The organism is Burkholderia sp. L27(2015) (assembly GCF_009765705.1).
Taxonomy (GTDB): domain Bacteria; phylum Pseudomonadota; class Gammaproteobacteria; order Burkholderiales; family Burkholderiaceae; genus LMUX01.
The window spans coordinates 53,907-66,441 of record NZ_LMUX01000009.1; the positions used below are offsets into that span (position 1 = coordinate 53,907).

Here is a 12,535-nt window from a genome sequence, read left to right on the forward strand (position 1 = left end):
GTGTCTTAGCCAGGCAGCACAAATGACATTGATGACGTGGTGAGCGGCCGGTTGAGAGAGGCGCACGCTTGCACGTTATCGTCACGAGCGTCTTCTATCATTCGACTTGGTGAAACGGTCAGACCGCGTCGCTTGCTTCTCAATGAAAACCGCTCTGGAAACAGGGCTTTTTCTTTGATACGCGCGCGCTCCCGAAACCTCGGACGACTCGGCATCACCCATCCCAACACTCGATCGCGCATATTGGACTGAAAGCAGCATCATGATGATGGAAAAGAATCAACCGGCGGTTGACCCGACCCCGGAAAGCGGCGACTCGTCTCCTTTGCGCGCGTGGCTGGCGGTGGGATCAGTAACGCTCGGCGCGTTTGCGTTTGTCACGACGGAGTTTTTGCCCGTCGGTCTGTTGCCACAAGTTGCGCGCGATCTGGGCGTCACGCCCGGCACTGCCGGTTTGATGGTGACCGTACCCGGTGTCATCGCCGCAATTTCAGCTCCGGGCCTGATGCTGGGCGCAGGGCGTATCGATCGTCGCCATATCCTGCTGATACTGTCGGTCTTGCTGTTGGCGTCCAACCTGATATCGGCATTCGCCCCCAGCTTCGGGGTCATGCTGCTGGGACGCGCGATACTCGGCGCGAGCTTGGGCGGTTTCTGGACATTAGCGCTGGCAGCGGCAGGACGGCTGGTGCGACCCAACGACGCAGCGAGAGCAACAGCGATGATACTAACCGGGGTGACGTGCGCGACGGTGATCGGCGTGCCGCTCGGCACGTTTATCTCGGGCTTGGCGTCGTGGCGCGCGTCGTTTATGGTGACCGGCGGATTGGTCGCGGTCGCATTGGCTGCGCAAGCATTGCTGGTTCCTTCGCTACCATCGACGGCCGCTCTGCGATTCGCCGATCTCGTCGCGCTATGGCGCCGTGCCCATGCACGTAGAAGTTTGCTGATGGTCGCGCTGATCTTCGGCGCGCACTTTTCTTCCTACACCTACATCGCGCCGTTCCTGCTGCAAAACGCGAGCTTCAGTGTCTCAAGCATTACGTGGTTGCTGCTCGGCTTCGGCTTCGTCGGGTTCGTCTCCAACGCCGCGTTCTCTGCGCTCGTCACGCGCAATCTGAAAGCATCGCTGGGGACCGTAGTATCGCTGCTCATGTTCGCGTTGTTGACGATGCCGCTGCTGCGGCATTCCGAATCTGCGGTGACGGTTACGGTACTGCTGTGGGGCGTCGCGTTTGGCGCCATTCCGCTATGCCTTAGCGTATGGGTGCAACTCGCGACACCTGATCTGCCCGAGGCGGGCTCGGCCTTGTTCGTCGGCATCATCCAGGTAGCGATCGCAGTCGGTTCCCTGGTGGGCGGCACAGTGGTGGACCGGGTCGGCATCCCTGCCGATTTCTGGTTCGGCAGCGCGCTCGCGTTCCTGGGGCTGGCCGCAATCGCCGGTTTCGGTGCGGTCGGAAAGACCCTCGCCCATACGGGCACCAGTCAGGTCCGACCCGAATAGCGCGCGATCCGGCGCCTACGGTTAGACCATTAGCACTGCTCAGATCGGACTTCTACAACCGAGTGTTGCGCCGTAATCAAAGTAATTCGGTTACGGCAAATATTCGGTTGACTTTCGACTCGGCCGGTACATAAAATTCGCCTGTTCTCACAAATGGGGCTGACGCCTTGGACACCAGTAGTTGTAGATCCTTGAAGGGTTTTACCGCCCGATAAGCAAGACGTCCGCGCTTTTTTCTTCGCCGCCGTCTTGCCGAACGGGCAAGCGGTGCGCATCGTAGCAATACCTCCTGTGCACCCATTTTCGCCGTATTGACGTTGTGCTTTTGCACGTCCATACGGCATCGAGTCACGAGCGCCGCTCGTGATGTGTGCGCTCGCGCTCGTCCTCCTTCAACGGAGCGGCGTGAGCACGCGCAGGGATAAACACGTTCGCCGAGAACGAATTTAAGGAGCTTCCATGCCGGACAGTGACAGTTACCCGTTACACCGCCTCACTTTGCCTTTATCCAAGGGAAGCGAGTAGACCGTCGCGGCTACCTGCGCCATGCGCATTGCTCCGGGTCTGCTGGCTTCCGTGAATCACACGTCGAGCCTAATACTCGGAGAAGTGCCATGAACTTCGGCCTGCTGCTGCCGCACCTTCCCAACGTCCAAGAATCCCGTACCCACTACGACGCGATGCTGCGTCTGCATGGGACTAGCGAGCATCGGCTTGCGGCGTTTTGGAATCGTCTGAAGGCGCTCGTTTCCTGATTTTTTTTTGCGTGCTGCGGCGATACGCAAGGGAAACCATAGCCTCGGATGGCGGTTGCCTTTACGTATGCTGTCGGCGCGTGTTCGATTACATACCGCCTTCACGAGAAAACGAACATGTCGACGCCATCGAATATCTCACCACCCCGCTCCGCCGTTCTCGATGATGCCCATGTCGGGGACATCCGCGGCGCCTTGGGCACCATTGCACACCACGACACGGCGCCTCGCACCGACTGGTGGGCACGCATACGAACCCTGCTGGCTATACTCGGCCCCGGCCTCATCGTCATGGTGGGCGACAACGACGCCGGCGCGTTCGGGACTTACACGCAAGCCGGGCAAAACTACGGCACCACGCTGCTGTGGACGCTCTTGCTTCTGGTGCCGGTGCTCTTCGTCAATCAGGAAATGGTATTGCGTCTAGGCGCGGTTACGGGCGTGGGTCACGCGCGTCTTATCTTTGAGCGCTTCGGCAAGTTCTGGGGCGCATTCAGCGTGATCGATCTGTTTATCCTCAATGCGCTGACCATCGTTACGGAGTTCATCGGGATCACGTTCGTCCTCGATTTCTTCGGCATATCCAAAATTCTGGGCGTATGTATCGCGGCCGCTCTGACGATGGCTGCAGTCAGTACCGGCAGCTTCAGGCGGTTCGAGCGTTTTGCGGTTGGGTTATGTTTGCTGAGCTTGCTGCTGATTCCGGTATTGGTATCGATTCATCCGCCGGTAGCGCAAATGTCGCGCGACTTCTTCATTCCGAACTGGCCTGCAAATTCCAAGCTCAGCGATGTGATGTTGCTGGTCATCGGTATTGTCGGTACGACTGTCGCGCCATGGCAGCTGTTCTTCCAACAAAGCTATGTCATCGACAAGCGCATCACACCGCGCTTCATGAAATATGAAAAGGCCGATCTTTGGATTGGTATCGTATTTGTGTTGATCGGCGGCATCGCCATGATGTCTTTCTGTGCGGCGATGTATGCCGGCAAGCCCGAAATTGGGAATTTCACCGATGCAGGAGGTGTGATCGCCGGCCTGAGCAGGTATGTCGGACATACCTCTGCGGTCATTTTTGCGATCGCGCTATTGGATGCCTGCATCATCGGTGCGGCAGCGGTCTCGCTGTCGACTGCGTATGCCATAGGCGATGTCTTCAAGATTCGCCATTCGCTGCATCGCGGTGTGGGCGATGCCAAGGGCTTCTACCTCGTCTACTTCGCCATCATTGCAGCCGCTGCCGCGTTGGTGTTGATTCCAGGCAGCCCGCTAGGGCTTCTGACTGAGGCTGTTCAAACCCTCGCCGGCGTATTGCTGCCGAGCGCCACGGTGTTCCTGCTGCTCTTGTGCAATGACAAGGCTGTGTTGGGGCCCTGGGTCAACTCGAAGAAACTCAATGTGTTTACGGGGGCCGTGGTTTGGGTTCTGGTGATGCTGTCCATTATTTTGACGGCGTCGGTTATCTACCCGGATATCAGCGGCGAGACTTTGCTTGAGATGCTGGCTGGTGGCAGCGTATTCGCCGTCGTGGGCTACGTTGCGGCATCGGTAATTCGTCGCTCGCGCAAGGACACGGTGAACGAGGTAGCACAGGCCAGCGAACCGGCGGAACCGAAGTATTCGAAGGAAGACCGCGATTCCTGGCGGATGCCGCATCTCGACCAATTGGCAGCGCCAAACTTGACCCTGACAAAACGCATTTGGATGGGGGTCTTGCGAGGATATTTGATCGTTGCTGTGGGTCTGGTCGTCGTGAAGGTTGTGCAAGTGGCGTTCTTGTCTTAGCCTTTAGAATTATCCGTGGGCGGTGTTGTGTGCGGAGACCGCTTTCGAACGGTCTGGCCGTCGGAAGCTCGCATGGTTCTACCCTGTAGCGGGGAGGCTAATGATGAAACGTTCAGTGCTCGGCCCGGCCGTAGCGTTGTCGATCGGCTTCCTCGTTATCTTGTTGTTGGCGGTTGCCTTGCTCGCTCTTCTTGCAGGCGAGCACAAGGATATCGATTCGCATGCGCGCGACGATGCGGATCGCTTGGCGCTGGTGGTGGAGCGCGAGATATCACGCAATGTGGATCTGATCGACCTGTCCATAGAAGCCGTTGTCGATGGCGTCGAGCAACCCGATTTGATGGGCCTGTCGCCAGCGCTACGTGACCAAGCGCTGTTTTCGCGAGCAGCGGCTGCTCGCTATATTCGCAACGTTTCGGTATTTGACGCCAACGGTACCCTGGTCGCGCATTCTTTGGACTCAGAGAAAAAACGGGATCCTCCTTTGCGTCAGGCATTTCTGGTGGCGCGAGAGCGGAGTGCAGCGAACCAACTGCTTATAGGGCACCCATATCTCGCTGGTGATCGGATTACTCGACTGGTCACGTTTTCTCGATCCATATGGACTACCGATCGGAAATTCGATGGCGTGGTTATTGCGACCGTCAATCTCAACGATTTCTCCGAGCTTATTCTAGATGTTCAAAATGGCGATCGGACTGTGGTGCAGGTATCGCTGCGCGACGGCACCGAACTACTTCGAACGCGGGAACGCGAAGACCGCTCGCCGATAAGTGACAGCGCTGTGCAACGGCTCGGCGAGCAATTTGCGCTTCGGTTGGCACGCGTCATTGATCCTGGCGCGGCGCGTGGCGCGATTACGGCGCGATGGGGTGTCGTTGGCGCCCCTATGGTGGTGACGGTGAGCCTGTCCTCGTCCGATGTGTTCGCAGATTGGACACAACGTTGTGTGCGAATTGCGTTGATCTTCCTGGCAGTGTCGCTCGTCGTCGCTGCCGTGTCCGCCTACCTGGCGGTTCGGCATCTCGGCTGAAGTCAGCTAGCTGAACGATCTCCCTGACCCAATCGACCAACGCTTTGGTTGCCCCGCTAACGTTTAGACGGTTCCGATAACCGATAGAGCAGAGATCGTTCCGAAATGCTCATCAACGCCCAAAAATCTCCAAATAGAGAAAAACTCTTGATTACTTGCTCCAAATTAAGTATCTTCATTTGGAGATGTACGGTGGAAGAGCTGCCGTGCACGTATGGATCAAACGGGAGCCCCAGGTCGCATGGCCGTCCTTTCTATCGACGATGTAACCGGAGAGCGCTCTCCGGGAAGACTTCTCCGGCGTATCAATGCATTGCTCAAATCGCGAATTCAGAGGCCCTTCGTCGGCCTTGACCGCGGCATCATTGCATCGAGGAAACCATGAAGTCCAGGACCGTTGCGGTTTCGGCGCTTGCCATGCTGCTGCTAAGCGCGTGTATTTCTGCGCCTGATGCCCCTCAGCAGGTTGTGCAGTCCCGCGCCAATCAACTGGGTCTAGCCGCACAGAGCGCCGCAATCGGTGAGCGCTGGTGGGAGTCGTTCGACGATCCTCAACTCGGCCGATTGATCGATGAAGGGATGAAGGGCAATCCGAACCTTGAGGCGGCACTGGCAAGGGTACGTGTGGCTGACGCGACAGTCAGCGTTCAGCGGGCCGCCGAACTACCTCAGGTGTCGGCGGATGGACAGGTCCTCGATCAGCGCTTTAGTAGAGAGGGCCTAATCCCACCACCCTACGCCGGCACCACGCGATGGGTCCCGACGGTTCAGTCCAACCTCGATTGGGATCTCGATCTGTTTGGCCGGCAGAGGGCGGTCGTGGCGATGGCCCGTTCAGATGCCGAAGCGGCGGGGTTGGACGCCGCAGAAGCGCGGCTGATCATTTCCACAAGTATCGCGCAGACTTATATCGGGCTGGCAAGAACGCAACAATTGATAACGGTCACTCATGGCTTTGTGAAAACACGTGAGGATGCCCTGGCATTGACACGAAGCAAGGCCAGATATTCGTTGGCCAGCGAGTTCGACGAACGCACCGCCGAAACCTTGCTCGCACAGGCGCAGCAGGCTGAGTTGAGGGCGACCGAGCAACGGGATCTGTTGATCCATGCGCTCGCAGCGCTAGTTGGGCGCGGAGCCGATTTTTATCCAACCCTCAGCGCGCCGACCCTCGCGCTCAATAAACGGCCTCGGGTTCCTGACACGCTGCCCGCCGACCTGCTCGGCCGAAGACCGGATCTTCTAGCCGGCCAGGCACGCATCGATGCGGCGGTGTCGGGTGAGAAGGTGGCGCGAGCGGATTTCTTGCCGGATGTCGATCTTATGGCGCTAGCAGGACTCGCGTCGGTCGGCTTCGGAAACTTCTTGAGCGCAGGCGCCACGACGTATGGCGGTGGGGTTGCCATACATGTGCCGATTTTCGAGGGCGGCAGGTTGCGCGCGCAATATCGCCGCGCCAGCGCGGATCTCGACGCCGCTGTCGCGAACTACAACGACTCCGTTCTTCGGGCCGTGCGCGAATCAGCCGATGCATTGACCAAAGTCCGGTCGAACGATTCCGACCTCGCTCAGCAGGACCGGATCGTGGCGGGGCTGCGCGACACCGTACGTTTGGACGCGGTACGCACGTCGACGGGACTCGGGTCAAAACTGGACGCCATTGATAGCGGATTTCGTCTTCTTGAAGCTGAACAGGAACGGGTCAATTTGCAGGCAGAGGGGTTGAGCCGGCGCGTACAACTGATCGCTGCACTTGGCGGCGGATTTATCTCTAACCCTACGACCGCGACGACTTCCTCGTCGGGTAAATCACAATGACTGAAAAAACGCTGGCGGTCGGCACGGCCCAACCCAACTTCGCACCTGGCGTCAAACAGCCCGGTGACGGCACCAGGCTTCGAACCCGGCGGCGGCTGTTCATGGCTCTCGCTGTCTTTGCGGGTATTGCAGCCATCGCTTATCTCGGCACGCGTTGGTTTGCGCCGCCCTCCGAGGAGACAGACGACGCCTACGTGGGCGGCAATATCGTGGCGGTGACCGCGCGTGAAGCGGGTACGGTTCTCGCACTCCACGCCGACAACACGCAGCGTGTGCTTCGCGGACAACCGTTGATTGAACTCGACCCAGCCATGGCCAATGTGCAACTTGATGCGGCCGAGGCAGCGCTTGGGCGGGCCGTTCGTGCGGTTCGCGTCAATTCCGCGCAGGTAGACGAGACGGGCGCTGAAATCGTGCAGGCCGAAGCAGACCTGTCGAAGGCGGAGAACGATTACACGAGGCGCAAGGCGGCAGCGGCGGCAGGCGCAATTTCAGGTGAAGACCTGAGCCATGCGGCCGACGCAGTGACAACGACTCGCGCGGCACTCAAGCTGGCAAGGGCGCGGCAAGCGCAGGCCACCAGCACGTTGTCCGGGACGACGATCGAAACCAACCCGCAAGTGCTGAGCGCGATTGCCGAAGTACGAAGGGCGGCTATCGACGCCAGCTACATGCAGATCGTGGCCCCTTTGTCCGGGGAGGTCGCGCAACGCACCGTGCAGTTGGGTCAAAAGGTCGCGGCGGGTACGCCACTGATGGCGGTGGTGCCGCTGGACAGCGTATGGGTCGACGCAAATTTTCGCGAGACTCAGCTTGAGGATCTTCGTGTGGGGCAGCCTGCCACTATCACTACGGATGTCTATGGCGGGAAGGTCGTGTTCCATGGTCATGTTGCAGGCCTGGGCGCTGGCAGCGGCAATGCTTTCTCTCTGTTGCCGCCGCAGAATGCGACTGGCAACTGGATCAAGATTGTTCAACGTGTGCCTGTGAGAATTGCACTTGACCCCGCCGAGCTGGAAAAGAAGCCGCTGAGAGTGGGCTTGTCGGTCGACGTGGAAGTCGAAACCGCAGATCGGTCTGGCTCTTTTGTGGCTAACAGTGCGCCGCCGGCTGGAGGCGAAATGGCAAGCCTCGACGGCGGCCCGAAGCTCGAAGACCGCATCCGCGAAATCATCGAGGAGAACGCGGGGCGCAAACCATGAGTGCGGGCACGAGCCTGGGCACCGGCACCGGCGGGCAACTTGCGCCGCTCGCAGGCATTGCATTGGGTTTGACGTCCGTTGCACTTGCACTCGGCAGTTTCATGCAGGTTCTCGACTCGACCATCGCCAACGTATCGCTCCCGACTATCGCCGGGAATCTTGGCGTGAGTACCGATAGCGGTACCTGGGTGATCACCTCGTTCGCTGTCGCCAATGGCGTCACTGTGCCGCTGACGGGTTGGTTGATGGGGCGCTTTGGCGTTGTCAGGACTTTCACCGCGGCGGTACTCGCGTTCACTCTCGCATCGTTCCTTTGCGGTATCGCCTGGAGTCTGCCGTCGCTGATTGTGTTCCGTATTTTGCAGGGCGCGATGTCGGGCCCGATGGTTCCAGGCAGCCAGGCGTTGCTGATTGCAATCTTTCCTCCGCACAAGCGGGCAACGGCGCTTGGCATCTGGTCGATGACAGCGATGTCCGCTCCTGTTCTCGGCCCAGTCGTAGGCGGATACATCTCTGACAATTTTCACTGGGGATGGATCTTCTTGATCAACTTGCCCGTGGGATTGGTGTCCGGCCTGGTCACATGGAAATTCCTTGGGAAGCGTGAGACACCGTTGCGCAAGCTACCCATCGATAAAGTGGGTTTGGGACTGCTCGTGTTCTGGGTGTTCAGCCTGCAAACATTCTTCGATCTGGGCAAAGACCGTGACTGGTTCAACAACACGCTGATTGTTGTCCTCGCGATCTGTGCCGCGTTCGGCTTTGTCGCCTGGGTGATCTGGGAGCTCACCGAGAGCAAACCCGCGGTGGACTTGACGTTGTTCAAGCGGCGCAATTTCTGCTTTGGTGTTCTGGCAACTTGCCTGGGCTATGCGTTGATGTTCTCCAACAATGTGTTGCTGCCACTTTGGCTGCAGCAGCAGATGGGATATACGGCAACGTGGGCAGGGTGCGTTGCGGCTCCGAGCGGTCTGGTAGCAGTGTTGATGACGACGCCGGTTGGGCGGATGAAGGTGGATCCGCGCTGGATGGCAACCGGCTCCTTCGTAGCGTACGCGGCAGGCTTCTTCTTGCGTTCTCACTACACGCCTGATGCCCCTTTCTGGACGCTCGCCATGCCCCTGTTCCTGCAAGGCTTTGCCCTGAGTATGTTCTTTGTGCCGCTTCTGAATATCATGCTCGACGGAATACCGCCTGAGCGCGTCCCGTCTGCGACCGGCATCTCGAACTTTGTCCGCATCACGTCGGGGGGCTTTGCCGCATCGCTGATCACGACGTTTTGGGATCGGCGCGAGGCCTTGCATCAGAGCAGGCTGGTCGAATCAAGCACCAGCTTCTCGCCTATCTACCGGCAAGCCACCGAGCAACTTCAGGCTCAAGGCATGGATCCCTTGCAGGCTGCTGGAACCATTATGCGACAGACGATCAATCAGGCTTACATGTTGTCGTCGATGGACATCTTCTACGCCAGCGGCTGGCTGGCGATGGCGATGGTGCTAGTGGTCTGGCTCACCCGCAGGCCTGCGCCGGCGAAGCACGTTGCGGCAGCGGATTAGTGCCGGATGGTACCGGAAACGCTGTGATATCAATCGGTGCCTTATTCATCCTCGCGGCTGCTTGCCGCGACAACGCGTTCCATGGAGTCATGGAGCTTCGTAAGAAGATGGATTAATTGCTCTGCTTCCTGTTTTTTGAAGTCGGCAAGAATCTCATTCCAACTCGCGACCATGACCGGCACCCTTTCCGCGTGCTTTGCCTCTCCGGATTTCGTGAGCACCAGACGGACCACTCGCCGATCGGAAGAACCCAGGTCACGCTTTATGTAACCGATCTCTTCGAGGCTATCGATCAGTCGAGTCGTGGCGCCCGTCGCGATGCCAAGCGACCGGGCCAACTCTCCTGCAGTCGTGACCAAGCCGTCACGGATCAGCTTTAACGCGGTCCACTGGGTGATGCTCAACTGTTCGTCATCGAAGAGCGAATCCACGCGTGTTACCAGCAATTTGTGGATGCGACGCAAGAGCCGCCCGGGTGAGCGCTCGCTTGTTAGATCTTCGGTTGTCAGTTTCGCCATATCAGAATCTTGTATTACCTATTGTTGAAGATACTTTATCAGAAGAAACTGCCTGATAAGTTATCTTCAGTTTAGCCCCCACCTGGGGAGACAAAAGTCAGGATGTCGCCCCGAATAACCCTAAATACTCAAATGACTCAGAGGCTATTTCTTCCGCCAATACGCTATCGGCATCCACCGATAGAAACATCTCCACCGTAGAGCGGCGATTCGAGACGTAACGCCAATTCGTGGAAGGAGGCGGTGGCTCGCTTGCCCGCTTGGCTTGTTGCAACATCATCCGTAGGAGTTTTCGCTCCGGAGAATATAGAACGTAGCCTTCGTTGGACCATGCCGCCGCATCGATTTGAAGATAGGAGCACAGCCATTGCTTTGTTTTGACGTCTGCCTCATCGACAACCCGGAATCGTTGCGCGATACTCGCTATCGCGCTATCAACCAGTTTTCCTTCCCGCATTAAAGGAGCTCTAGCCGTAGTCCAGGCTTCCGGCGGACAGGCTTTTCGCGTCGGTACCAATTCGATAAACGGACTTATTTCAGCCGGGTAGATTCGGCAAACGAGCGGCCGTTCCTCGTAGATACCGCAGCGCATATCGGGCTGGAGATTGGGGCATGCCCCCGTGAACACGCCAGCCAATATCACCATGATGCGTGTAGGCAATGTACCGCTTATGGCGGGAAATGAGCGCCGATGTTTGGCCGCAGCCTGCAGATCCTCGGACGGCGGTTCTTCCGGCCAAGGCACTGCCTCGCAGATGATTTGAACGTCGCCGCCGCGATCCAGCCAGGTGAGGGCTTCATCCACGCAGAGAGGCAGGCGCAAGTCGTGGCAGCATTTGCCGCAAGTCGTGCATTCGAAATTGATATTCACGGATAGGCTTTCCAGGTTCGGCCTTGAGCAGAATTTTTGCCGGCGGCTTACCGTGCTTAGTCGTTCTGTCCGCGCCTCCCATTACACTATCGAGGAAAATTTAATATTGCCAGTTCAACCCGTACAGCCGTACCCACTTGCTGTGCTTCACTCCTGGTCGACTTCAGGCCAGAGGCGCGGAAACAGCAACCTAAGGCTTTTCAGCGGTAACCCGAGAGAAAGCTCACCTCGATGCGAGGACGAGTGCAACAAGCCGAAGTCAAGTAGAGAGCGTGTAATCCGGCGTGCTGCTACTTCGCTAACACCTAGCATCTGGACGAACTCCGCGCGCGAGACGGCACGCCGCAGCGCCACGAATTCCATCGCCAGTGCGGCTTCTTCCGGTTTGATGACAGATTTCTCGGAGCCGATTGTCCACGGATTCGAATCCAAGTAGCGCAAAAGATCCCGCAAGCGATCGGCAAAACCCTCGAACGCAGTCACGCGGACCATGAAGTTGACCTGATCTAGACAGCAGTCGAGGAAGAACGTGCAAAACTGCACCAGTCCCTCCTGAGAGAGATTGCCCCGGCCGTCCAGATCGTTGCGTCGCCGTTGGTCTGCTGCGCTTAGCGTTGCGTAATAGCGCTCGTGTTCCCTAGCTAGGCCACGAAGCGGCGACCATAAACCTTGGGTCAAACCGGCGGCATGCAATGCGAGATGCGAATGCAAGCGTGCCACTCTGCCGTTTCCGTCCACGAATGGGTGAATCCAGGCCAGCCTATGGTGCGAGCAAGCGATGCCGATCAACTGGTACTCCTTAGGCTTGATGCGCGCGTATCGCGTGGCCCATGCATCCAACAACGGTTGAATCATCTCGGGCTCTGGCGCGTGATGGCGCCCGACCGTGACATCGACGGTGCGAATCTCGCCCGGCACGATGGGTTCGCCTTCGCTGGTGAACCGGTCGTCGGGAGACAGATAAGAAAAAAATTGTTCATGAAGGCTCGAAATTCGCGCCGGCTCGAACAGGGCGGTCACCGGGAGCACCCCCCACGTTTGCTCAAGCTCGCATTCCATCTTGATGTGCGCGATGGCGAGGTATTGTTTCTTACGCTCGGCGACGTCGGCTGAGTAATCTCGCTTAAGGGCTGCCTCGATCTTGGCGGGCGTGGTGTGCTGACCTTCGATCTTGTTCGTGTAATACGAATTCATCGCCCGTAACTGCGGTGTCAGCGCCTGCGCAAGCGGCGTTTCCTGCACAGCAAACAGTTTTTGCGATGAACTGACCAGTTCAGCCGCGCGTTCGAGCAGCGGTTCAAGCACGCGATCTTCGGGAAATAGCGGCTCGAACGAAGCGGTTGTTGTCATGGAGGCGTTTAGGCTTAATGTAGGGTTAAATGTTTTTTAGTTTACACATTAATCGATTGATTTATATAGAAATGTAAACAAAAGTGTAGGGTTGGATGTAGGGTTTGATGTAGGGTTGTGGCCATCGGGCCGAACGTGTG

Annotated in this window: 10 protein-coding genes; 7 read left to right on the forward strand and 3 right to left on the reverse strand. The window is 58.0% G+C overall.

Annotation, left to right across the window (positions count from 1 at the left end; genetic code table 11):
• The first annotated feature begins 262 nt into the window (after positions 1–262).
• The 7 genes from GSQ77_RS05040 (at position 263) to GSQ77_RS05065 (ending at position 9,656) form a co-directional block, all read left to right on the forward strand.
• Positions 263–1,507, forward strand: coding sequence for an MFS transporter (locus GSQ77_RS05040; protein ID WP_158899694.1), 1,245 nt, complete (start codon positions 263–265; stop codon positions 1,505–1,507).
• Positions 1,508–2,121: 614 nt separating this feature from the next.
• A complete protein-coding gene (locus GSQ77_RS29165) occupies positions 2,122–2,262 on the forward strand; it encodes a hypothetical protein (protein ID WP_174246391.1) in 141 nt (46 codons plus the stop codon).
• Between the two features lie 117 nt (positions 2,263–2,379).
• Positions 2,380–4,047, forward strand: coding sequence for an NRAMP family divalent metal transporter (locus GSQ77_RS05045; RefSeq protein ID WP_158899696.1), 1,668 nt, complete (start codon positions 2,380–2,382; stop codon positions 4,045–4,047).
• Positions 4,048–4,147: 100 nt separating this feature from the next.
• The gene (locus GSQ77_RS05050; RefSeq protein WP_216854855.1) at positions 4,148–5,080 is read left to right on the forward strand and encodes a cache domain-containing protein; all 933 of its coding nucleotides are present in this window, start codon (positions 4,148–4,150) and stop codon (positions 5,078–5,080) included.
• Between the two features lie 381 nt (positions 5,081–5,461).
• On the forward strand, positions 5,462–6,898 hold the full coding sequence (locus GSQ77_RS05055) for an efflux transporter outer membrane subunit (protein ID WP_158899700.1): 1,437 nt from the start codon (positions 5,462–5,464) through the stop codon (positions 6,896–6,898).
• Entirely contained in the window at positions 6,895–8,100 is a 1,206-nt protein-coding gene (locus tag GSQ77_RS05060; protein WP_158899702.1) for an efflux RND transporter periplasmic adaptor subunit, read from the forward strand. Before GSQ77_RS05055 ends, GSQ77_RS05060 begins: the two co-directional genes overlap by 4 nt.
• Entirely contained in the window at positions 8,097–9,656 is a 1,560-nt protein-coding gene (locus tag GSQ77_RS05065) for a DHA2 family efflux MFS transporter permease subunit (RefSeq protein WP_158899704.1), read from the forward strand. The genes GSQ77_RS05060 and GSQ77_RS05065 overlap by 4 nt, the downstream gene beginning before the upstream one ends.
• 41 nt (positions 9,657–9,697) lie before the next feature.
• On the opposite strand, the gene GSQ77_RS05070 is transcribed toward GSQ77_RS05065, so the two are convergent.
• The 3 genes from GSQ77_RS05070 to GSQ77_RS05080 all read right to left on the reverse strand — a co-directional run bounded on the left by GSQ77_RS05070 (position 9,698) and on the right by GSQ77_RS05080 (position 12,395).
• A complete protein-coding gene (locus GSQ77_RS05070) occupies positions 9,698–10,174 on the reverse strand; it encodes a MarR family winged helix-turn-helix transcriptional regulator (RefSeq protein ID WP_158899706.1) in 477 nt (158 codons plus the stop codon).
• Positions 10,175–10,271: 97 nt separating this feature from the next.
• A complete protein-coding gene (locus GSQ77_RS05075; protein ID WP_158899708.1) occupies positions 10,272–11,045 on the reverse strand; it encodes a YkgJ family cysteine cluster protein in 774 nt (257 codons plus the stop codon).
• Between the two features lie 147 nt (positions 11,046–11,192).
• On the reverse strand, positions 11,193–12,395 hold the full coding sequence (locus GSQ77_RS05080; protein WP_158899710.1) for a Fic family protein: 1,203 nt from the start codon (positions 12,393–12,395) through the stop codon (positions 11,193–11,195).
• Positions 12,396–12,535: the final 140 nt, after the last annotated feature.

Coding starts and splice junctions, on each gene's coding strand:
- GSQ77_RS05040 (WP_158899694.1), top strand. CDS start 263: ATGATGATGGAAAAGAATCAACCGGCGGTTGACCCGACCCCGGAAAGC.
- GSQ77_RS29165 (WP_174246391.1), top strand. CDS start 2,122: ATGAACTTCGGCCTGCTGCTGCCGCACCTTCCCAACGTCCAAGAATCC.
- GSQ77_RS05045 (WP_158899696.1), top strand. CDS start 2,380: ATGTCGACGCCATCGAATATCTCACCACCCCGCTCCGCCGTTCTCGAT.
- GSQ77_RS05050 (WP_216854855.1), top strand. CDS start 4,148: ATGATGAAACGTTCAGTGCTCGGCCCGGCCGTAGCGTTGTCGATCGGC.
- GSQ77_RS05055 (WP_158899700.1), top strand. CDS start 5,462: ATGAAGTCCAGGACCGTTGCGGTTTCGGCGCTTGCCATGCTGCTGCTA.
- GSQ77_RS05060 (WP_158899702.1), top strand. CDS start 6,895: ATGACTGAAAAAACGCTGGCGGTCGGCACGGCCCAACCCAACTTCGCA.
- GSQ77_RS05065 (WP_158899704.1), top strand. CDS start 8,097: ATGAGTGCGGGCACGAGCCTGGGCACCGGCACCGGCGGGCAACTTGCG.
- GSQ77_RS05070 (WP_158899706.1), bottom strand. CDS start 10,174: ATGGCGAAACTGACAACCGAAGATCTAACAAGCGAGCGCTCACCCGGG.
- GSQ77_RS05080 (WP_158899710.1), bottom strand. CDS start 12,395: ATGACAACAACCGCTTCGTTCGAGCCGCTATTTCCCGAAGATCGCGTG.